At 66.8% G+C, this 20,539-nt stretch carries 21 protein-coding genes and 1 rRNA gene; 2 read left to right on the forward strand and 20 right to left on the reverse strand.

What is annotated here, in order from left to right; genetic code table 11:
• Positions 1 to 5: 5 nt before the first annotated feature.
• The 18 genes from cmk to NQ034_RS01615 form a co-directional block, all read right to left on the reverse strand.
• Positions 6 to 671 carry a (d)CMP kinase gene (gene cmk / locus NQ034_RS01530; RefSeq protein WP_257046618.1) on the reverse strand — a complete coding sequence of 222 codons (666 nt, stop codon included), beginning with the start codon at positions 669 to 671 and terminating at the stop codon, positions 6 to 8.
• Positions 668 to 1,813, reverse strand: a complete 1,146-nt coding sequence (locus NQ034_RS01535) for a prephenate dehydrogenase (protein WP_257046619.1) — start codon at positions 1,811 to 1,813, stop codon at positions 668 to 670. Before NQ034_RS01535 ends, cmk begins: the two co-directional genes overlap by 4 nt.
• Positions 1,810 to 2,637, reverse strand: coding sequence for a pseudouridine synthase (locus NQ034_RS01540; protein ID WP_257046620.1), 828 nt, complete (start codon positions 2,635 to 2,637; stop codon positions 1,810 to 1,812). The genes NQ034_RS01535 and NQ034_RS01540 overlap by 4 nt, the downstream gene beginning before the upstream one ends.
• A gap of 4 nt (positions 2,638 to 2,641) precedes the next feature.
• Positions 2,642 to 3,226 (reverse strand): SMC-Scp complex subunit ScpB, encoded by a 585-nt coding sequence (scpB, locus tag NQ034_RS01545; protein ID WP_257046621.1) that lies wholly within the window; start codon positions 3,224 to 3,226, stop codon positions 2,642 to 2,644.
• On the reverse strand, positions 3,219 to 4,001 hold the full coding sequence (locus NQ034_RS01550; protein WP_257046622.1) for a segregation and condensation protein A: 783 nt from the start codon (positions 3,999 to 4,001) through the stop codon (positions 3,219 to 3,221). The genes scpB and NQ034_RS01550 overlap by 8 nt, the downstream gene beginning before the upstream one ends.
• Before the next feature lie 83 nt (positions 4,002 to 4,084).
• Complete coding sequence (locus NQ034_RS01555; RefSeq protein WP_257046623.1) at positions 4,085 to 4,963, reverse strand: ParA family protein; 879 nt, start codon at positions 4,961 to 4,963, stop codon at positions 4,085 to 4,087.
• A gap of 90 nt (positions 4,964 to 5,053) precedes the next feature.
• Positions 5,054 to 6,022 carry a site-specific tyrosine recombinase XerD gene (xerD, locus tag NQ034_RS01560; RefSeq protein WP_257046624.1) on the reverse strand — a complete coding sequence of 323 codons (969 nt, stop codon included), beginning with the start codon at positions 6,020 to 6,022 and terminating at the stop codon, positions 5,054 to 5,056.
• An 11-nt stretch (positions 6,023 to 6,033) separates the two neighbouring features.
• Positions 6,034 to 6,696 (reverse strand): NUDIX domain-containing protein, encoded by a 663-nt coding sequence (locus tag NQ034_RS01565; RefSeq protein WP_257046625.1) that lies wholly within the window; start codon positions 6,694 to 6,696, stop codon positions 6,034 to 6,036.
• Between the two features lie 6 nt (positions 6,697 to 6,702).
• Entirely contained in the window at positions 6,703 to 8,370 is a 1,668-nt protein-coding gene (gene pyrG, locus NQ034_RS01570) for a CTP synthase (protein ID WP_257046626.1), read from the reverse strand.
• Positions 8,371 to 8,387: 17 nt separating this feature from the next.
• Positions 8,388 to 9,518 carry a group 1 glycosyl transferase gene (locus tag NQ034_RS01575; protein ID WP_257046627.1) on the reverse strand — a complete coding sequence of 377 codons (1,131 nt, stop codon included), beginning with the start codon at positions 9,516 to 9,518 and terminating at the stop codon, positions 8,388 to 8,390.
• Between the two features lie 116 nt (positions 9,519 to 9,634).
• Positions 9,635 to 10,552 carry a copper transporter gene (locus tag NQ034_RS01580; protein WP_257046628.1) on the reverse strand — a complete coding sequence of 306 codons (918 nt, stop codon included), beginning with the start codon at positions 10,550 to 10,552 and terminating at the stop codon, positions 9,635 to 9,637.
• Between the two features lie 13 nt (positions 10,553 to 10,565).
• The gene (gene steA / locus NQ034_RS01585) at positions 10,566 to 11,405 is read right to left on the reverse strand and encodes a putative cytokinetic ring protein SteA (protein ID WP_257046629.1); all 840 of its coding nucleotides are present in this window, start codon (positions 11,403 to 11,405) and stop codon (positions 10,566 to 10,568) included.
• A 22-nt stretch (positions 11,406 to 11,427) separates the two neighbouring features.
• Positions 11,428 to 13,122: a DNA repair protein RecN gene (gene recN / locus NQ034_RS01590; protein ID WP_257046630.1), complete on the reverse strand. Its 1,695-nt coding sequence runs from the start codon at positions 13,120 to 13,122 to the stop codon at positions 11,428 to 11,430.
• Positions 13,119 to 14,042 carry an NAD kinase gene (locus NQ034_RS01595; protein WP_257046631.1) on the reverse strand — a complete coding sequence of 308 codons (924 nt, stop codon included), beginning with the start codon at positions 14,040 to 14,042 and terminating at the stop codon, positions 13,119 to 13,121. Before NQ034_RS01595 ends, recN begins: the two co-directional genes overlap by 4 nt.
• Positions 14,042 to 14,845: a TlyA family RNA methyltransferase gene (locus NQ034_RS01600; protein ID WP_257046632.1), complete on the reverse strand. Its 804-nt coding sequence runs from the start codon at positions 14,843 to 14,845 to the stop codon at positions 14,042 to 14,044. The genes NQ034_RS01595 and NQ034_RS01600 overlap by 1 nt, the downstream gene beginning before the upstream one ends.
• Positions 14,842 to 15,015 (reverse strand): hypothetical protein, encoded by a 174-nt coding sequence (locus NQ034_RS01605; protein WP_257046633.1) that lies wholly within the window; start codon positions 15,013 to 15,015, stop codon positions 14,842 to 14,844. The genes NQ034_RS01600 and NQ034_RS01605 overlap by 4 nt, the downstream gene beginning before the upstream one ends.
• Entirely contained in the window at positions 15,005 to 16,027 is a 1,023-nt protein-coding gene (locus NQ034_RS01610; protein ID WP_257046634.1) for an HAD-IIA family hydrolase, read from the reverse strand. Before NQ034_RS01610 ends, NQ034_RS01605 begins: the two co-directional genes overlap by 11 nt.
• A 44-nt stretch (positions 16,028 to 16,071) precedes the next feature.
• The gene (locus NQ034_RS01615; RefSeq protein WP_257046635.1) at positions 16,072 to 16,869 is read right to left on the reverse strand and encodes a hypothetical protein; all 798 of its coding nucleotides are present in this window, start codon (positions 16,867 to 16,869) and stop codon (positions 16,072 to 16,074) included.
• Here NQ034_RS01615 and NQ034_RS01620 point away from each other — a divergent pair.
• On the forward strand, positions 16,792 to 18,123 hold the full coding sequence (locus NQ034_RS01620; protein WP_257046636.1) for a hypothetical protein: 1,332 nt from the start codon (positions 16,792 to 16,794) through the stop codon (positions 18,121 to 18,123). The two genes, NQ034_RS01615 and NQ034_RS01620, sit on opposite strands and share 78 nt — an antisense overlap.
• Before the next feature lie 234 nt (positions 18,124 to 18,357).
• Here the strand turns inward: NQ034_RS01620 and NQ034_RS01625 are convergent, their stop codons facing one another.
• The gene (locus NQ034_RS01625; protein ID WP_257046637.1) at positions 18,358 to 19,125 is read right to left on the reverse strand and encodes an SIR2 family NAD-dependent protein deacylase; all 768 of its coding nucleotides are present in this window, start codon (positions 19,123 to 19,125) and stop codon (positions 18,358 to 18,360) included.
• Positions 19,126 to 19,173: 48 nt separating this feature from the next.
• On the opposite strand from NQ034_RS01625, the gene NQ034_RS01630 reads away from it, so the two are divergent.
• On the forward strand, positions 19,174 to 19,995 hold the full coding sequence (locus NQ034_RS01630; RefSeq protein ID WP_257046638.1) for an aldo/keto reductase: 822 nt from the start codon (positions 19,174 to 19,176) through the stop codon (positions 19,993 to 19,995).
• 195 nt (positions 19,996 to 20,190) lie between these two features.
• On the opposite strand, the gene rrf is transcribed toward NQ034_RS01630, so the two are convergent.
• Positions 20,191 to 20,307, reverse strand: a 5S ribosomal RNA gene (gene rrf, locus NQ034_RS01635).
• Positions 20,308 to 20,539 lie beyond the last annotated feature (232 nt).

The following is a 20,539-nucleotide window of genomic DNA, read 5'->3' on the forward strand; positions in this document are numbered from 1 at the left end:
CTCGCTCACTTGGCCTCGGCCTTCCGTACCAGGTCCAGGACCGCCTCGACAACAGTCGGGAAGTCGATATCGGAGGTGTCCAATGTCGTCACGCCGTCTGCGGCGGAGAGGAAACTGGTCGTCTGGGAGTCCTTCGCATCGCGATCGGCGATCTGCGAACGGGTGGCAGCGGTGCTCTGCGCATCGGCTCCGCCGTGGATCTCCGTGGCCCGCCGTGCGATGCGCACGTCCTCCCGTGCGGTCATCAGGATGCGCACCGGGGCGTCCGGGGCCACGACGGTCGTGATGTCACGGCCCTCCGCGACGATCCCGGGGGTGGTCCGTGCGATGATCCGGCGCTGCATGTCGATCAGGTCGGCGCGGGCCTCGGGTACTGCCGAGACCAACTGCACATTCTGCGAAACATCTTCAGAGCGGATCTCCTCGGTCACGTCCACACCGTCGACGAGGACGCTGCGGTCGGCGGGGTCGGTGGAGATCTCCAGATCCACACCGCGCACCTGCTCCACGACGTCCTGTGGATCCTCCACACCGCGATTGAGGCACAGCCAGGCCATCGCCCTGTACATCGCGCCGGTGTCCAGATAGCCGTAGCCCAGGCGCTGTGCGACTTCCCGCGACACGCTCGACTTGCCGACTCCGGACGGGCCATCGATTCCAATGACGGTCATTGTTCCCCACTGTTCGTATCATCGCCGAGGTCTCCGGCGCTGTTGTCTGTCGTTGTCTCTTCGGCCGCCTGGGCACCCGCGGTCTCCGGGACCCACCAGCCGCGGGCAGATAGCCCGTGCACGAGCTCGAGCGCACGAGCCGGCAGCACCGCCACGTCCACCGATCCCAGCTTAACGCCCGTCGCATGGTCCATGCGGATGTCCTCGACGTTGATGCCCAGCTCGCCGATGTCGTTGAACAACCGGCCGAGCGTTCCCGGCGCGTCGTCGAGGAACACGGTGACCTCGGCATAGTGCACCGGACCGGATCCGTGCTTACCCGGGATCCGCGCGCGGCCCTCATTACCTGCGGCCAGGGCGCCCGCGAGTACCCGCAGGGAGCCCGGTCCCAAATCCAGTGCCCCGATCACCGCGTCCAGGTCGCGGCGCAACCCGGCAAGCACCCGGCGGACCTCCTCCGCATTGCCGGCCAGGATCTGCGTCCACAGGCCCGGATCGGATTCTGCGATCCGCGTGGTGTCGCGCAGGCCCTGCCCCGCGAGGGCCACACCGTCCTCCGGCATCTCCTTGAGCTGTGCGGCCAGCAGGCTGGCCACGACCTGTGGGGCATGGGAGACCCGGGCCACCGAGGAATCGTGGAAGTCCGGGTCCAGATGGACCACTGCTCCCCCGACGTCCTGGGCCAGGGCGACGATCTGAGCCAAACGTTCCGGCGGGGTGTCCTCGTCCGAGCACACCACCCAGGGCCGGGCACGGAACAGGTCCTCGCGTGCGGCGATCGCCCCCGACTTCTCCCGCCCTGCCATCGGGTGGGAGCCGATGTAGCGGTCGAGTTCGTGGTCGTGGGCACCGGCCGCGACCTGGGCGAGGATCCCGCCTTTGACGCTCGCGACATCGGTCACCGTCGCCGCGGGCCAATCGTGCAGTGCCCGCAGGACGATTCCGGCCACGACGTCCGGAGGCGCGGCGACCACCACCACCTGCGGGTCGGCCGGGGTGTCCACGGTGCCCGCGCCGATGTCGGCGGCCAGCCGAGCGGCCACGGGCGAGGCATCGGCCAGGGTGACGGTATGGCCCGCTGCGCGCAGGGCCAGGCCCAGGGAGGCGCCGAGGAGCCCGGTGCCGATGATATGGACCCTCACAGGCCTACGGCTTCGAACAGCGCGGCCAGTTCGTCCGGCCGCAGGTCGCGGAGCTTGCCCTGCCGCTGCTCGGCGAGGTCGATCGGTCCGAACTTGATGCGCACCAGGCGCAGCACCGGATAGCCGACTTCTTCGAGCATGCGGCGCACGATCCGATTGCGGCCCTCGTGCAGCGTGATCTCGACCAGGCTGTAGCCCGGTAGCGAATCGACGACCTTGAACTCATCGGCATGGGCCAGCCCGTCCTCGAGCTCAATGCCCTGCTTGAGGCGCTTTCCGACGTCACGGGCCACCTGGCCCCTGACCTCGGCCAGGTAGGTTTTGCGGATACCGTAGCGCGGATGGGTGAGGCGGTTGGCCAGTTCCCCGTCGTTGGTCAGCAACAGCAGGCCCTCGGTGTCGTAGTCCAGCCGGCCCACGTGGAACAACCGCTCCTCACGACCCCGGAGGAAATCGTTGAGGTCGCGCCTACCCTCCGGATCGTTCATCGTCGTCATCACCTTGGCGGGTTTGTTCAGTGCCAGGTAGACCTTCCCCTGCGCCGTGACGATCGGCATCCCATCGACGGTCACCGACTGCTTCTGCGGATCGATCCGCACACCGAGTTCACGCACCTGCTGGCCGTCGACCATCACCCTGCCGTCGGTGATCAGCTGTTCGCAGGACCGGCGCGAGCCCAGGCCCGCTGCTGCAAGCACCTTCTGCAGTCGCTCACCGCCGGCCGCGTGCACGTCGCGGTCCGGCGCCGGGGTCCTCTGCGCGCGCTGCTTGCGGGTCGGCCGTTTCGACTTGTGGCCGGGAGATCGGGGGTCGCTGTAGCTCATGGTTCTATTCTCTCAAAGTCTCGCCGGTTTCCGCGTCTGCGGCCTCCGGTAGGAATGGTGCGATATCGGGTAATTCGTCCAGGCCGCCGATCCCCAGCATTTCGAGGAAGGTCGCCGAGGTGGTGTAGCGTCGTGCGCCGGTGACCGGTTCCACATCGGCCTCCTCGACGAGTCCGCGCAACAACAGGGTGCGCATCACCCCATCGACGTTGACCCCGCGGATCGCCGCGATTCGCGGCCGCGACACCGGCTGACGATATGCGACGACCGCCAAGGTCTCCAGTGCCGCCTGGCTGAGTCTGGCGGTTTGCCCGGCGGTCAGGAATTCCGCGACGTTCTCCGCCTGGTCGGCCCGGGAGTAGATGCGCCAGCCTCCTGCCACGCACCGCAGTTCGAAGCCCCGGCGGCGAGCGCCGGGCACCTGACCATCATAGTCTGCTGCCAGCCGTCGCAAAGCACGGGCCACTTCCCCGGCGGTGGCTCCCAGCCCCTCGGCCAGGCGGTCCTCGGCCAGGGGCTCCCTGGCCACCATGAGCACCGCCTCCAGCGCGGTGTCCAGGGCGGGGTCCACAGCGCTCGGATCATTCACCGGTTCCCTCCTCATCCTCTCCGGATCGCCCGTTGTGAGTGTCCGGTTCCAGCAGCGCTGCTGTGGGCAGGACCCGCAGGTCCCCCAGCGGCTCAGGCTGCGCCAGTTCGACCATTCCCGCTTTGAAAAGTTCGAGCAGGATCAGGAAGCGGACGACCACCACCAGATTCGGCCGACCCGCAGTGAGTCCCGAGAAGCTCGTAGGCCCCTCTGCCAGTTTCACCAGCATCCACCGGCGTTGTTCGGCCAGGCTGATCCGCGGGCGGTGGACGTGGTCGACCTCGACGACCGGTATCGGTGCCTGGGCACGTTCGTACACCGCAGTGCACATCGCCGCCAGGTCGGCCGGAGTGAGATCGAGGACCAGCGGTGGCAACAGCCCGTGGAACCGCTCTTCGAGCTCCACGTCCCGTGCCACGCTGCGACCCTGTTCGCTCAACCTGTGACCGAACATCCCGGAGACCGTCTTATAGGCCCGATACTGCAGCAGGCGGGCGAACAACAGATCGCGTGCTTCGAGCAGTTCGAGATCCACTTCGGCTTCCCCCGGCCGCACCGGCAGCAGGCGGCTGGTTTTGAGGTCGAGCAGGGTGGATGCGACGACGAGAAAGTTCGACAGTTCCTCCAGACCCGCTGCGCCGTTGGATCTCAGAGCTGCGACATATGCGAGGAATTCGTCGGTCACGCGGGCCAGGGATATCTCGGTGAGGTCCAGCCGGTGTTTGGCGATGAGCCCCAGCAGCACGTCGAAGGGTCCGGAGAAATTCTCCAGCACCACGGAGAAGCCGGAGGCTCCCCCCTGTGCGGGGACCTCCGGCCTCTCTCCACCGTGCCGCTGTCGGGCGTTGATGTGGGTACTCAGGGGGCGCCCCCACGGGAGATGAGTTCCCTGGCCAACCGGCGGTAGGCCTCGGCACCCGCGTGTTTGGGTGCGAATGCGGTGATGGGCTCCGCCGCAACCGAGGCATCGGGGAACTTCACGGTGCGTGCGATCACGGTTTCGAACACCTTGTCCCCGAAGGCCTCGACCACGCGGGCGATGACCTCGCGCGAATGCAGGGTGCGACCGTCGTACATCGTGGCCAGGATTCCGTCGATTTGCAGGACCGGGTTGAGACGGTCCTGAACCTTCTCGATCGTCTCCACCAACAGTGCGACACCGCGCAGCGCAAAGAACTCGGTCTCCAGGGGGATGATGACGCCATGCGCCGCGGTCAGCGCATTGACGGTCAACAGGCCCAGCGAGGGCTGGCAGTCGATGAGCACCACATCATACTCCCCCGCCAGCTTCGAGAGCGAACGGGCCAGCACCTGTTCGCGGGCGACCTCGCCGACCAGCTGGACCTCTGCGGCGGACAGGTCGATATTGGCCGGCAGCACGTCGATATTCGCATACGCGGTGTGATGGACGACGTCGTGCGGGTCCATCCGCGGTTGCATCAGCATGTTGTACACGCTGAGATCCAGGGCGTTGGGGTTGATGCCGAAGCCCACGGACAGGGCGCCCTGCGGGTCGAAGTCCACCAACAGGACCCGGCGGCCGTAGTCCGCCAGTGCCGCACCCAGGTTGATCGACGAGGTGGTCTTACCGACCCCGCCCTTCTGATTGACCATCGCGATGATCCGCGCCGGACCGTGCTGGCCCAATGGTGTGGGAATGGGGAATTCGGTGATCGGACGACCGGTGGGGCCCAGTTCGGACACCGGTGCGTCGAGTGTTCCATGCTGACTCGTCACTACTCACCTTCCCTACGACTGTGCCTCTACCTTAGCAGCGGTGGAGGCCGTGTCGCGCCAGCATATGACTACACGGGTGTGGTATAGAATTCAGTGTGCCCGGGGATGGGTCGAAGCGTAGACCTCGCGCAGATTCGCGGCCGTCACCCGAGTATAGATCTGCGTAGTGGTCACAGAGGCGTGCCCCAACAGTTCCTGCACGATCCGAATGTCGGCACCGCCTTCGAGCAGGTGCGTGGCGAAGGAGTGGCGCAGCGAGTGGGCTGTGACCTCGTGACCCAATCCGGCCAGGTCCGCAGCTCGTTTGACGATGGCCCAGGCCGACTGCCGGGACAACCGGGTGCCACGCGCATTGCGGAACACTGCCGCGACATCCACCCCGCTGGCCCCACCGGCCGGGGTCAAGCGGGGCCGGCCGCTGACCAGATAGCGCCCCAGCGCCGCTACCGCGTGCGACCCGATGGGCACCAGGCGTTCTTTGTTCCCCTTGCCGTAGAGTCTGACGATTCTGGCATCGAGGTCGAGGTCGTCGAGGTCCAGGCCGACGGCCTCCGAGATCCGCGCACCGGTGGCATAGAGGAACTCCAGCAGGGCGGCCGCACGCAGCGTCGCGGGCTCGTCGCCCTCCGCCGTCGCCAACAGGGCCTCGACCTGGTCCAGCCGGAGGGCCTTGGGCAGGCGGGAGGCATCCGTCGGCGGAGTGATTTCGGCACTGGGGTCGGCCGGGCTGATCCCCTCGGCTGCCAGGAAGAAGTGGAAGCGGCGCAGGGCGACGATGATACGACCACGGCTGCGCACCGCCAGCCCGGCTGCGGCGAGTTCGGCACTGAAGGCCCGGATGTGCTCCGCGGTGATAGTCGCGGGTTCGGTGATCCCCCGGGCCGCAAGACTCGCCAGGTACCGCGCCAGATCGCGCGCATAGGCGTCCACCGTGTTGCGCGTGAGACCGCGCTCCAACCCGATGTGGGTCAAATAGGCGGCCGCCGCCTCGCGCAGGCGTGGCGGCAGATCATCTGGCAGAAGTGCCGCAGCATGGCGTGCCGGCGGCCGAGGGCTCATAGCCGCAGACCTCAGCCCCGGGGAATACGGGCGTGACCGGCCGCCCGGATATGCTCCAGACTGGGCCAGGGCGCATCCCCCGGCCGCAGTCCGGTCCAGCCGGCGGCCCTTGCCCTTTCGGCGTGCAGGACGGCCAACTGGCAGGTGGCGTTGAGGATACCACCGGCGCTCACGGCCGCAGCGGCATCGGACAGATCGACCCAGCGCTTCTCAATGCCGAGTTCCTCGTCCTCGCGCGCGTGCCGTTCCTCCTGGGGCACGGCGGACAGGCCGCGGGCCAGGAAGATCCGCAGGACCTCCGAGGAACTGCCCGGAGTGGTGTACTGGTCTGCCAGCACCGACCATTCTGCGGCGCGCAGATCCGCCTCTTCGAACAGTTCGCGGGCCGCCGCGGGGCGGCCCGACTCGCCGGCCTGGTCGAGTAGGCCGGCGGGGATCTCCCATTCCCTGGCCAGGACCGGATGGCGGTACTGCCGAATCAGCAGAATCCGGTCCTGGGCGTCGACTGCGGCGATCGCCACGGCCGAGGTGTGCGCGGTGAACTCCCTGCACATCGGCCGCGGGGCCTCGGGCAGGGTGAAGGTCTCCGAGCGGATATCCCAGATGACGCCGGGATAGGCGATCCGGGATTCCACCACGGGAGCGGCTTCGAGCTCATCACGCAACTCGGTCATCGCGATTCAGATCCCCTTCTGCTCCAGCCCGGCCTTGACCAGACCCGCGAACAGCGGGTGCGGTCGGGTGGGCCGGCTACGCAGCTCTGGGTGCGCCTGGGTGGAGACGTAGTAGGGGTGGGACTCCTTGGGCAGTTCCACGAACTCCACCAGTTCGTCCGAGGGCGAGGTACCCGAGATCCGCAGACCAGCGGCTTCGAGACGATCCCGGTAGGCGTTGTTGACCTCGTAGCGGTGACGGTGACGTTCGTGCACGCTGGTGGATCCATAGACCTCGGCGACGATGGAGTCCTCCGCCAGTTTGGCCTCGTACAGTCCCAGCCGCATGGTCCCGCCCAGGTCTCCTTCACCGGAGACGTAGGACTGCTGTTCCTCCATCGTGGCGATGACCGGTTCTGCCGTCTCCGGGTCGAACTCCGTCGAGGAAGCACCCTCGATGCCCAGCACGTCGCGGGCGTATTCGATCACCATGCACTGCAGTCCCAGGCACAGGCCAAGGGTCGGCACCTGGTGTTCGCGGGCGAACTGCAGCGCGCCCAGCTTGCCCTCGATGCCACGGATGCCGAAGCCGCCGGGTACGCAGATCGCGTCCACGTCTTCCAGCGCCTCCGCCGCTCCCTCGGGGGTCCGGCAGGTATCGGAGGCGATCCACTTGATGGAGACCTTCGCATCATTGGCGAAACCACCGTGGCGCAGCGCCTCCGTCACCGACAGGTAGGCGTCGGGCAAGTCGATGTACTTTCCGACCAGGCCCACCGTCAGGTGGTGCTTGGGGAAGTGCACGCGTTCGAGCACCCGGTCCCACTGTTCCCAATCGACGTCGCGGAAGGGCAGGTTGAGCTTGCGGATGGCATAGACGTCCAGGCCGCCGTTGTGGAGGACCTTCGGGATGTCGTAGATGCTGGGCGCGTCGACACAGGAGACCACCGCGTCCAGATCGACGTCGCAGGAGCCTGCGATCTTGGCCCGGATGCTGTCGGGCAGTTCCCGATCCGAGCGCAGCACGATCGCATCGGGGGTGATACCGATCGAGCGCAGGGCGGCCACCGAGTGCTGGGTCGGCTTGGTCTTCAGCTCTCCCGAGGGCGCAATATAGGGCACCAGGCTGACGTGGATGAAGAACACGTTCTCCCGGCCCAGGTCCATACGGACCTGCCGTGCGGCCTCCAAGAAGGGCTGCGATTCGATATCGCCGACGGTGCCGCCGATCTCCGTGATGATGACGTCAGGGGTGTTCCCGTCCTCCCGATTGGCCTGGGCCCGCATCCGCGACTTGATCTCATCGGTGATGTGCGGGATGACCTGCACGGTGTCGCCCAGGTAGGCGCCGCGCCGTTCCTTGGCGATGACCGTGGAGTAGACCTGACCGGTGGTGACGTTCGCGCCACCATCCAGATTGATGTCGAGGAAACGTTCATAGTGCCCGATGTCCAGATCGGTCTCCGCACCGTCGTCGGTGACGAAGACCTCGCCGTGCTGGAACGGGTTCATGGTGCCGGGATCCACATTCAGGTAGGGATCCAGCTTCTGCATGACGACCTTGATGCCCCGCTGCCGCAACAGGTGGCCCAGAGATGATGCCGTCAGGCCCTTGCCCAGGGAGGAGACGACCCCGCCGGTAACGAAGATGTGACGCACAGGCGTCTGGCCGTTGTTTGAGATTCGATTTACCACGGGATTCAATCCTATCGTCAGCGGACCCCGGCCTCAAGGGCCAGGCTGTAGTCGGCTTCGACACGAGCGGGGATCTGCGCCACATCTGTGGTAGCCAGCACCCGGTCCGCTGCGGCGAAGGCCATCTGCGTGCGGATCGTGGGACGGTCCGCATAGAACTCGATTCCGTGCAGCAGCGCACCGGTGTCGGTGGCCGGGACCCGTACCGCGGTCTGGCCGTAAGCCGCCGCGTCTTCATCGGCGCCGACGAAGACGACGGGGCGGCGCAGCTGCATGACGCCCGCTGCGTCCACCGTAGACATCTGCTCGGCCGCCACCACGACCTCGGCCGCGGCCAGCACGTCGACCGCCTGCGAGGGCGAGGCCACGTACACGTGCTCGGCCCGGCCGGCGATCTCGGTCTCCAGGGTGGTGCGGGCCGGGCCCGTGCCGGTGAAGACGAACGCCCAGCGACGATCGGCGCGGGCTGCCGGCAGACGCAACGCGGCCTCCGCGATCGTCGTCAGCACATCCCCGTCGACCAGGGCCACGGGGCTGGCGACCAACACCACATCGGAAGCGATCCCCAGCTGCTTGCGCACGGTCCGCGAAGAATGGGCCGGCGCCAGGTTGCGGATCACGTCGGGGCGGGCCAACGGTGCCCTGGTGGCCTCCGGCACGGCGGCTGCGAACTCCTCGACCACTGCGGCGTTGGAACCCAACACGCGGGTCGCGGTACGTCCGATGAACCTGCGCTGTGAAGCCGAGAACCGATCGGATCCACGTTCATTGCCCACGGTGTCCACGATGACGGGGCGCATGGACTTCGGCAGGCCGGTCAGGCCCAGGCCCGCCAGTGCCGCGGCGTGCAGGCCATGTGCGTGTACCAAATCAATGTGCCGGTAGAGCTTGTGCAGGGCGAAGGCCGCCTTCGGGTCGGCAGGGTGGGCCTGACTGTGGACCGGCAGTTCGATCAACCGCAGGGTGCCCGATTCGATCAGCCCCAAGGCGTCGAGCACCTCGGGGCGGGCGGCGACTGCCACGTGCAGTCCCTGTGCGGCCTGTGCCGAAATCGCAATGAGGGCGGATTCCGCGAAGACCGAGTCGGACTCCGTGAGGATGTGCAGGATCCTGGTGGATCTGGCAAGCTCGATTTCGGTTTCGGACACGGGAGTTCCCTTCGACGCAGTTGCTTTGTCGCCCATTCTAGTCCGCGGCCGCCCGGCCCGGGCCCGGCCGGTCGGTCCGACCCCCGAGTCCGTGTCCGGGCACCGCGCTGTTGCGGTCAGCGGCCGAAACCCGGCGCCAGGCGGGATGCCTGGGTGCCGAATCCGTATGCTCCCGCCCGCCCGCCGCCGAGCACATCGGCCAGCGCCAGGGACACGATCACGGGGCCGGTCGCCTGCCCGAGCGAATCGACGGTGGTCAACCGCTGTTCCTTGCTGCGCAGGGTCGCCAGTTGTCCGTCCTGATCGCCGCGTTCGGGTGCTGCCGCCACGCTGGGCAGCAGGCTTGCCACATCGACGCTCAGATCGGCGCCGTCGCCCACGTCGAGCGCGGCCGAGGACTCCTCCGAGCCTGCAGTGTCCTGCTGGGGCAGAACCACCAGGACACCGTTGGCCTTGGCCGTGTCTCCCGCACGGATCAGGCCGGCGTTGCCCAGCGCCTTCTGCAGCTCCGCGGCCTTATTGGCATCGACCGACTTGGCGCTGCCCGAACCGAAGCCCACGGCCCTTGCCATCGCCTGGGGCACCGCCTGGGCGGCATCGTCCGGCAGGCTCGAATCGAGCGTGTGCAGCTGCCCGGTCAAGTCCGTCGCCGCCTGCTCGTCAAGCGTCTTGTCCGTCAGAGTCATCGCCTGGACCACTTTGGCCCCGGCCTCGCCCAGTCGGTTCTCCAGGGCGTCGACGAGCTTGGAATCAACGCCCTGGGTGCGCACCAGCGCGATCGTCTTGCCCTTGAGCGTGCCCTTGAGCAGGCGCGGGGCCGAGGCGATGATGAAATCTGAATCGTCTTTGAGGTGCGTGTCCTTGACTTCCCCGTCCTGCCGCAGCTTGTCGCGGTCGGTGCGCAGGGAGTCGACCTGGCTTTGCAGCGAATCCCCGATGGGGGCCTTGAGGGGGCCTGCGCCCAGCACAATGCCCACGGCCAGGGCCATGAACACGGAGACGAGTGAGACGAGGTGGTAGCGGAAATCAACCAAGACTGTTTCTCCCTTAGAGACGCACGAGGTGCAGCGCGCTCAGCGCCGCTGTGGAGGTGCCGGTGAAAAGCGAGCGGATCCATCCGAACAGACCGTCGAACTGCGCGCCGATGAGGCCCAGTACGGTCTGTCCGGCGGTTGTCACGGCCAGTGCCGCCACCAGTGCGAGGAGGCCGGCGACGAGCAGAAACACAAGGGGCCAGACGCCGATGCGCCGGTGGTAGATCAGGCCCAGTCCCTTGGCATCGATGAGTTTCGTGCTCACCCGCATGCGCGTCAACAGGGTCGAGGCGATGTCGCGGCGCTCCTGCTTGAGCAGCTCGGTGGCGGTGTCGTTCGAACCCACTGCGACGATCAGCTGGGCACCCAGGCCATCGGCGATGACGAAGGCCGCGTCCTCGTCGTTGCCGCGCAGCTCGAAGGTCGTGTACGGCAGGTCCAGGTGATCGAGTCGGGCCGCACCGTTGCCGGGGTGCTCGGGGGTGGAATGGATGACCAGTTGGGCGCCGGTGACGATCGCGGACTCCCCGGGGGCGTCCAGATTGCCGACGATCAGGTCGGGTTTGTAGCCCAGCTCGACCAGCGCGTCCGCACCGCCGCCGACACCCACCAGTACCGGTTTGTACTCACGGATGTAATTGCCCAGCATCGCCAGGTCTTCCTTATAGTGGCTGCCCTGGGAGACGATGAGGAAGTGGCGGTCCGTGCCCTCGACCGAAAGCTCCGGCGGCAGGGGGATATCACGGTCGAGGATTGCCGCGACATCGTCGGTCGTCTCCGTCACTGCCTGGGAGAATTCGGCGACGGCATCGTCGAATTCCGCGCTCCGGCGGTTTGTCTCTTGCTCCGTCATGATTGCTCTATTCTGCCATGTCCTAGAAGGCCGACTTGCCCTCTTCAGCCTGCGATATGAGCTCGACCACATGCGCCTGGGCTGCCTGCGATTCGCTCATCCCACCCAACATCCTGGCCAGTTCGGCTTCCCTTTCGGCCCCGTCGAGCCGGGTGATCCCGGAGACCGCACCGTCTTCGCCGTCCTCCTTGCGCACCGTGATGTGGTTGTCGGCCCAGGCCGCGACCTGCGCCAGATGGGTGACGACTATCACCTGCCTGCCGACGGACAAGCGCGCCAGACGACGGCCGATCTCGATCGCAGCGGCTCCGCCGACTCCCGCATCGACCTCGTCGAAGACGAAGGTCGGGAAGTGCACCCTGCGCGCGGTGACGACCTCGATCGCCAACATCACCCGCGAGAGCTCGCCACCGGAGGCCAGCCGGCCGATCTCCCCGGGGGCCTGTGCCTCGTGGGCGGTGAACCACAGGTTGATCTGGTCGGCTCCGTGCGCCGCCGGTTCGCACGGCTCGACCGCGAAGCCGACCTTCGCCTTCGGCATGGACAGGGCACGCAGTTCCTCCGACACAGAGACGGAGAACTCCCCCGCGGCCTTCACCCGGGCCTCGTGCAGAGAGTCCGCGGCGGTGCGCAGAGCCTCCTCCGCCGCGTTCAGGCGTTCCTGCATGAGTCCCAGGCACTCATCGCCACCGCGCAGGTCCAACAGTTCGCGACCCGCCCGCTCCTCGAATTCCAGAACCGCCTCGACATCGGGGCCGTAGGCGGCCAGGGATCCCAGTTGCGCCCTGCGCTCCTCCGTTTCCTGCAGGGACGCGCCCTCCAGGTCGTCGAAGCCCTGGAGGTAGGCACTGAGTTCCGCGCCCAGATCGGCCGCCCGAATCGCCAGATCGGTGGCCTGTGCCGCCGGCTCACCCAGTACCTCATCATCGGCGGCCGCCCGTTCCAGGTCCGCAGCCACCCGTCCGAGCAGGTCGGAGACGTTCTCCGTTTCGGCGAAGTCGTCGCCCACCAGAGACGCGTGGGCCGTTCCGACCGCCTGTTTGAGGGATTCCGCCGCGGCGAGCTTGGCCGCCAGGGCTTTGAGTTCGGCGTCCTCGCCAGGGGCCGGGCGCACCGCGTCGATGGCCTCGAGGGCGGATTCCAGGAAGTTGATGCGTCCGGCCCTCTCGACCGAGGTCTCCCGCAGGCGTTCGTCCTCTGCCCGCAGATCCCGCCACTGGGCATAGGCGGCACGGTAATCCGCGAGCAGCCCGGCGAGCTCCCGACCGCCGAAGCCGTCGAGCAGTTCGCGCTGCCTGGCCGTGGACTTCAGCCGCAGCTGTTCGGTCTGACCGTGCATGCTGACCAGTTCCTGGCCCACCTCGGCCAGTACTCCCATCGGCACCGTACGGCCTCCCGCTGTGGCCCTGCCCCGGCCCCCCGGCACGATCTGGCGACTGACGATCAACTCGTCGTCTGCCTCGCCGCCGGCGTCGGCGACCCGCTCCCGCACCGAGTCCATCCCGGTGATGTCGAAGACGCCCTCGACGACGGCGCGCTTCGCCCCGGCCCGCACTGCGTGCGAGTCGGCTCGCCCGCCGATCAGCAGGCCCAATGCGGTGACGAACATCGTCTTACCGGCACCGGTCTCCCCCGTGACCACCGTCAGGCCGGGGCCCACCTCGACCTCCGTGTGGGTGATGACGCCCAGGTTGTCGATCCCCAGTGATTGGATCATGCTGCGTCCTGGGGCCCACGCCAGCCGGCAACGGGCAGTTGGAACTTGCCGACCAGGCGGTCGGTGAACGGTCCCAGGTTCAACCGGGCGAAGTGGACGGGGGCCGCGGAGCGGACCGCCTCGAGCCTGCTGCCCGGCTGAACATCGAAGGTGTGCGTGCCATCGCACCACAGACTGGCCCGCACCGCCGGGCGCCGATCGAGGTATTCAACGCCCAGCCGCGATGACGGGGAGACTACCAGCGGTTTGGCGAACAGCGCGTGGGCGCTGATCGGCACCATGAGCAGTGCCTCGACTTCCGGCCACACGATCGGGCCACCGGCGGAGAAGGCATAGGCCGTCGAACCGGTCGGCGTGGCCAGGATGACGCCATCGCAACCGAAGGACGACACAGGGCGGGCGTCGACGCCGACGACCACCTCGATCATGGCGGTCTCCCGGTTCTTCTCCAGAGTGACCTCGTTGAGCGCCCAGTCCTGGTGGATCACCTCGTCGCCGTGACTGACCGTGATGTCCACGGCCATCCGCGCCTCGACGGTGTATTCGCGGTTCGCAGCCCGGTGCACGGCCGTTTTGAGATCCTTGCGCTCCGACTCGGCCAGGAAGCCGATGTGCCCCAGGTTGATACCCATAATCGGAACCTGCGAGGTATGGAAATGGCGGGCGGCGCGCAACATGGTGCCGTCCCCGCCGAGCACCATGACGAGTTCCGAATCACCGTGTGTGCCCGACATGTAATCGTCGGGGACCACATGGATGTGGGTGTCGATCGGGCCGGTGTAGCTGATCAGGGCCGCGTGCTCGCCGGCCAACATGACCGGTGTGATGCCTTCGCGTTGAAGCATCGTCGCTACGGTCAGAGCCGCTCTGCGGGCCGCCTCCCGATGCGGGTGCAGGGCCAATACGATGCTGCGGTCCACTATCCCTCCTTCACGATGGCGCGGGCTATGCGCGCGGGTTCCTCATCCTGCGATCCTAGTGAATGAGGTGCCACTAGGAGAAAATACTCCCTATTCCCAGCGGGCCCCGGGAGCGGCGAGGGCGCCCATCCGGCCACCGCGCCACCGGCAGCGAACACCGCTTCGGCCACCTGTGCCACTGCCTGGGCGCGCCGCCGCGGGTCGGTCACCACGCCGTGTTTGTCCAGGGCGCCCCGCCCGGCCTCGAACTGTGGTTTGACCATGAGCACCATCCGGCCGTCGGCGGCCAGGACACCCAGCAGCGGGGCGATCAGCAGGGTCAGGGAGATGAAGGACACATCGGCGCAGACCAGGTCCACCGGCTGGTCTGTACCCAACCAGTCCGGTGTCATTTCGCGCAGGTTGTGACCGGAGAGTTCGTGCACGCGCGCATCGGCGCGCAGCTTGGGGTGCAGCTGATCGTGTCCGACGTCAACCGCGTGAACCAGGCGGGCTCCGTGGTGCAGGAGCACCTGGGTGAAACCACCGGTCGAAGCGCCGGCGTCCAGGCAGATCCGTCCGGCGATCCGCGAGTCCAAGTGGAAGGCCTCGATCGCACCCAACAGCTTGTGCGCACTCCGTGCCACCCACGGATCCTCGGCCAGCAGCTCGATCCGGCTTGTTCCGTCGACGCGGTGCGCCGGTTTGACGATCCTGCTGCCGTCGACGAGCACATTGCCGGCGGCGATTTCCCGCGCTGCGCGATTGCGCGAAGTGCTCAGTCCGCGCTCGACCAGCGCAGAGTCGAGTCTGAGAGCACTCACAGCTCTTTCAGCTCCGCTTCCAGACGATCCATCAGTCCATGGGCGCCGCGCACCAGAGCCCTGGGATCCTGGGACACGGCCAACTCGGCGAGTTCGGCCCGCCAGGGCCCCCCGCCGGTGGAGTCCCGGTCAGCGGGTTCCGTCCGGGTCCGCATATGATCATTCGTCATGAAGCTCCTCCGCTGTGAAGCGCCGTGGCAGGTTTCCCGGATCCAGTGGAAGCCCACCACGTGCTCGGCTCAGGGCCAAAGCCGCCTGTACGGCGCCCTCGGCCGGTCCCCGCGCTTCGATCCGACCGGCGACCAGCCGGGCACTGGAACTGCCGCAGGCAGCCGTGTCACCGGACACCTCGACTGCGGGCAGGGGGCGTAGCAGATCCCGCAGGTCCGCCACAATCCTATCGGGCCGCTGCTCCGCCGGCGCCTGCAGCGCAACGTGCACATCGTCGATGCCGGTGAGTACCAGAACACTCAGACAGCCGGCTGCTCGACCGGCTGCGATATCCGTCGAGCATCTGTCCCCGACCATGACAGGGCGCTGCGCACGGTATTCGGAGATGACCTGCTGAGGTAGGAAGGGCGCGGGTTTGCCCGCGATCCGCGCCGGGACCCCGGTGAAACGCTCGACGATGTCGACGAAGGTTCCGTTACCCGGATAGACGCCGTGTTCACCCGGTACCGAGGGGTCGGGGTTCGTCGCCCAGAAACCCGATCCAGCGCGGACACACGAAATGGCGGCGCACAGGTCCCCGGCACGTAATTGTGCGCTGTACCCCATGGCGATCGCAGCCGGCGGTTGTTCTAAAAGCCGCGCCTCCGGCGGCAGCTCCGGCGGCTGTACGGCCCGCAGTCCCGCCCCGGCCACGGCCTCGGCCAGGGCAGGGGCACCGAAGACGGCGACCGAGTCCCCCACCGGCAGGCGCTGGGCCAGAGCCTGCGCCACGGCCTGGGCCGAGGTGCGCACCTGGGCCGGGTGCACGGGCACGCCGAACTCCGCGATCTGCTCGGCCACCGTCTCAGGAGATCTGGAGGCGTTGTTCGTCAGGAACGCGTAGGGCAAACCGCGGCGGGCGAAATCGCGCAGTGCCGGCACGGCTCCGACGACGGCGCGTGCACCGTGATAGACGACCCCGTCGAGATCGAGCATGACCAAGTCGGGTTCGAGGGCAGAGCGAGTGATCACCGGTAGTTCAACTCCGTAGGTCCAGGGCCGGGGCCCTTAGCGAATCAGTCCTCGGTCAGGCCCGCTTCGCGCAGGATCTCGTCGACCTCGTCTTCGACCTCCTGGGCGAAGGAGGTTGAAGGCGAGGCGACCTCGGGCCCGGCCTGCGAATCGGCTTGTTCCGGCGTCGGGGAAGATGGCTCCGAGTCCGACTGTTTCGCCTCGACCACGGCTTCGGTCTCAGCACTTGCCGGCTCAGCCCCGGTGGTCTCCGCCTGTGTTGATTCAGCCCGCACGATCGCGGCATCAGCGCCCTGCTCATTCGCGGGCTCGTCTTCGGCCTGCGCGAGCTCTGCGACTTCCTCTTCCTCTGGTTCTTCCTCGACGGTGAAGATCTCGATGCCCTCGTTCGGGTCGATCTCCTCGTCGCCGAAGACGACCGCGTTGGACCTAGCGGTGCGGCGGGCCAGCTCCTCGTACTTATCGGCCACTTCGCGCTCACCGGTCATGCGCAGCAGATCGCTGTACGCCGACAGCAGGCGAACGATGGCCGCCGGCTTGTGACCGGTGAACCCCTGGGCCTCGATCAGGTCCCTGGCACCCTGCATGTTCCCCGCGTCGGTGTGTGCGCCGGCGGCGACGATCACACATTCCACCCATTCCTCATCACTGAGTGTGGAACGGTCGATCTCCTCGAACAGTTCAAGGGCCTTCGCCGGGTTCTTCCGTCCACGCTCGCAGTCCAGGATCAGGGCCAGGTTGTCATTGGATCCGGTGATCCGACGGTGCGTACGCAGTTCTCGCAGCGCGGTGTCGTAATCGTCGAGTTCATAGGCGACCAGGCCAAGCGCCTCGCGGACCACGCCGATCCGACCAGCACGGTTGACAGCCGCCTGGGCGAACTCGCGTGCGGCCTCGGGGTCGCTGTCGATGAGCCGACCGGCGGCGACCAGCTGCCGCGCGACAACCTCGGCGTTGTCCTTGGCCAGCGGGCGCAGCTGTGCGCGAACCTCGCCGGAGAGTTCACGACCGGTGATGTCCTCGGGCAGATCCGGTTCGATCCGTTTGGGCTTGTGCGGGCGATCCTCGAAGTGCTGTTTGTCCCCGCGCTTCCAGTCATCACGATTGCGCGGGCCATTCGAGCGGGGACCACGCTCCTTGAAATCCCGGCCGCGCCGGTCATCGCGTCGGTCCTGGTTGCCGCGGTCGAATCGACCGTCGTGCTTGCGCCGGTCGTCGAAACGACGGCCCTCGCCGCCGTTACCGCGCCGGTCATCGCCGCGGTCGTGCTGATTGTTGCGGCGGTCATCGAACCGCCGGTCGTCCCCGCGACCGCGGTAATCGCGGTCATTGCCGCGCCGGTCGTCGAAACGGCGATCATTGCCTCTGCGATCATCATGGCGCCGATCATCGTGCCTGCGATCGCCGTCGAAGCGACGCGGTCCACGGCCGGAGCCGTTACGGCGGTCGCCGCGGAAGTCGTCGCGGCGTTCGAAGCCCTCACGCTTGTTCCGACGGTCGTCGAAACGGCGATCGCCGTCGAAACGGGGCCGATCGTCACGCCGCCGGTCGCCACCACGGCGGTCGTCGAAGCGCTCATTACGCCGGTCCGCGCCATTGCGCCGGTCGTCGCGCTGGAATCGAGTATCGCGACGGTCACCGTCGCGACGATTATCGCGCCGCTCGTCTCGGCGGTCGCCGGAGAACCCGCGGCCCCCACCACGACGGTCGTCACGCCTGTCGCCGGAGAACTTCCGATCACGGTCGAAACGGCGTTCTTCGCCGCCGCTGTTCCTCTGATCGGTGCGCCGATCATCCGCGCGGTAGCCGCCGCGCTTGTCATCACGGTAGCCGCCGTTGTCACGCGCCGTCCCGAATCCGCGATCATCACGCCTTTGGGAGCCCCGGCGATCGAAATCGCGGCGTCCTTCAGCACGACCTTCCGAACCGCCGCGCCTATTGTCCGAGTAGCGACGCCCGTCACCGGACGGACGGCCGTCCCGGCGATCCCGCCTGTCCTCACCCCGCCGGTCGAACGAGCGATCTCCCCGGTTATCGGAACGGTTGTACTTCTTCGGGCCGTCACCGCGGCGCTGACCCCGGCCCCTGTTCTGTGATTGTCCGTCTCCGTATGACCGGCGATCGTCTGACTTCGGCACGCTACTCCCTATTGGACTGCTGACTTCCCGTTGTCCCTGCGGCCCTTGGGGAGCTAATGCTCGCGGACCCGAACCCGGGTTCTACCTATTCTAGTTGCTCCGAGCCCGCCTGCCCTCACCCGAACCCGGCCTATTCCCCCGATGTGGCCAATTCCACCGCAGAACTCGACCGCACGCTCCCGCTCGCAAGTACTACTGCGAAGCCGAAAGCAGGCCGGCCAGCTCAGTCTGAACATTGCCACGCACCACGGTCGAGACAAGGGAGTCGAACGGCGTCGGCTGAGCATTGACGATAGCGGTTCTGGCCCCGGCGCGGACTGCGGTCGGGACAAGCTCGGCGATCGGCGCAACGGTAAGGGATGTACCCAGTGCCAAGAGGACCCTGCACCCGCCGGCCAGTTCGAAGGCCAGATCCACCACCTCGGCGTCGAGGGCCTCGCCGAACAGAATCGTGCGGGCCCTGACGATTCCGCCGCACTCCGGGCAGCGGGGATCAACGGAACCCGCGCGAACACGCATGACCATGTCCATCATATCGCCGGTTGCGGCACAGGATTCGCAGCGCCAGTACCGGACGTTGCCGTGCACTTCAATGATCCGGTCGGCCGGGACGCCGGCCAGTTGGTGAAGGCCATCGGTATTCTGTGTGATGACCACGGCGCGGGGATCACGGACGAGTTCAGAGGCGATCGCGCGATGAACGGCGGTCGGTTCCGCCTCCCACACAGGCGAGGCCGCAATACGCTGCCAGGCGGCCCGCCGCACGGCCTCGTCCGATAAATAAAGCGACAGGGTCGAAGTCCGCTCAGCATCGGGATCGCACGTCCACACCCCGGCGGGACCGCGGAAATCGGGAATGCCTGCGGCCGTGCTGATACCAGCACCGGTGAAGAAGACGACACTCGGTGAACTTGTTCCTGGGCCGGGTCCTGCAGTGGACCCGGACGAATCTACGGCCACCTGTCTAGGATAGACGTAGAACCGGATCCCAGCGAAAGGACGAAGCGCATGCGGGCTCATGACGGCCTAGAACTACCGGAGATCGGACTCGGAACATACAAGCTGCGAGGCAGCCAAGGCGCCCGCGCGGTGATCTCGGCGTTGGAGAACGGATACCGCCTTCTCGACTCGGCGTTCAACTACGAGAACGAGGGCGCGATCGGACGCGCCATCCGTGCCAGCCAGGTACCACGCGACCAGATCATCGTGACCTCGAAACTCCCCGGGCGCCACCATGCACGGGACCAGGTGGAGTACACCGTCGAGGAATCGGTCATGCGCACGGGCTTGGACCACATCGACCTCTACCTGATTCACTGGCCCAACCCGCTCGAAGACCTCTACGTCCAGGCTTGGCAAGGACTCATCAGCGCGCAGGAACGCGGGCTCGTCAAGCACATCGGAGTCTCCAACTTCCTGCCGGAACACATCGAGCGGCTACAACGTGAAACGGGCGTGCTGCCCGCAGTCAATCAGATCGAGCTGCATCCGTACTTCCCTCAGGTCGACGAGCTGCGGTGGAACGCCGACCACGGAATCATCACAGAGGCGTGGTCACCGGTGGGGCGGGGAAACGACCTCAAGTCAGCGGCTCCGGTGGTCGCTGCGGCCACGGCACACGGCGCCACGCCCACACAAATCCTCCTTGCATGGCATCTGGCGATTGGATCGCTGCCACTCCCGAAGTCGGCTAACTCCTCGCGCCAAGCGGAGAATCTCGCAGCCGCACAAGTCGAGCTCACTCCGGCAGAGGTAGAAGCGATCACCGCACTGGGCCGGCCCGACGGCCGTTTGAAGGACCAGGACCCCCGCCGCTACCAGGAGTTCTGAACCACCGTTCACCTCTACCGGGGTGTGGCTCCACTCGTGCACGTGTGGCAGCAAAACACACGCGTCCTACCACCACCAGTGCACGAGTGAAACCACACCCCGAAAAACACCCCCGTGAATGCACTGATGGTCCCCCAGCGAGCACACCCACACGGGGTGGCTACAAGCCAGAAGACCATCAGATATTCAAAAAAAATGCGGCGGTGACCTACTCTCCCACACACTCCCGCATGCAGTACCATCAGCGCAATCGGGCTTAGCTTCCGGGTTCGGAAAGGGACCGGGCGTTTCCCCAACGCTCTCACCACCGCAAAACCACAGAACAACACACACCATACGTGTACGTCACTGGATCGTGCAGTGAAACTAGTAGACGTGAACACCAACCCCACACAGGGGCCATGCATACTCTTACGCTCGTTGTTGTAACTCGTGTTACCCAACCCACCACACACCCCTACAAAACCACAGTCGCACCGAGTCGTGTTGTTTGGGTGAGTGAACGGTGTATTAGTACCAGTCAGCTCCACGAATCACTCCGCTT

This window comes from Brevibacterium moorei (genome assembly GCF_024580735.1).
In the GTDB taxonomy this organism is placed as follows: Bacteria; Actinomycetota; Actinomycetes; order Actinomycetales; family Brevibacteriaceae; genus Brevibacterium; species Brevibacterium moorei.

Excerpts from the sequence above, each read along its gene's own strand:
- cmk (WP_257046618.1), bottom strand. The coding sequence starts at position 671 with ATGACCGTCATTGGAATCGATGGCCCGTCCGGAGTCGGCAAGTCGAGC.
- NQ034_RS01540 (WP_257046620.1), bottom strand. The coding sequence starts at position 2,637 with ATGAGCTACAGCGACCCCCGATCTCCCGGCCACAAGTCGAAACGGCCG.
- xerD (WP_257046624.1), bottom strand. The coding sequence starts at position 6,022 with ATGAGCCCTCGGCCGCCGGCACGCCATGCTGCGGCACTTCTGCCAGAT.
- NQ034_RS01565 (WP_257046625.1), bottom strand. The coding sequence starts at position 6,696 with ATGACCGAGTTGCGTGATGAGCTCGAAGCCGCTCCCGTGGTGGAATCC.
- steA (WP_257046629.1), bottom strand. The coding sequence starts at position 11,405 with ATGACGGAGCAAGAGACAAACCGCCGGAGCGCGGAATTCGACGATGCC.
- recN (WP_257046630.1), bottom strand. The coding sequence starts at position 13,122 with ATGATCCAATCACTGGGGATCGACAACCTGGGCGTCATCACCCACACG.
- NQ034_RS01605 (WP_257046633.1), bottom strand. The coding sequence starts at position 15,015 with ATGACGAATGATCATATGCGGACCCGGACGGAACCCGCTGACCGGGAC.
- NQ034_RS01630 (WP_257046638.1), top strand. The coding sequence starts at position 19,174 with ATGCGGGCTCATGACGGCCTAGAACTACCGGAGATCGGACTCGGAACA.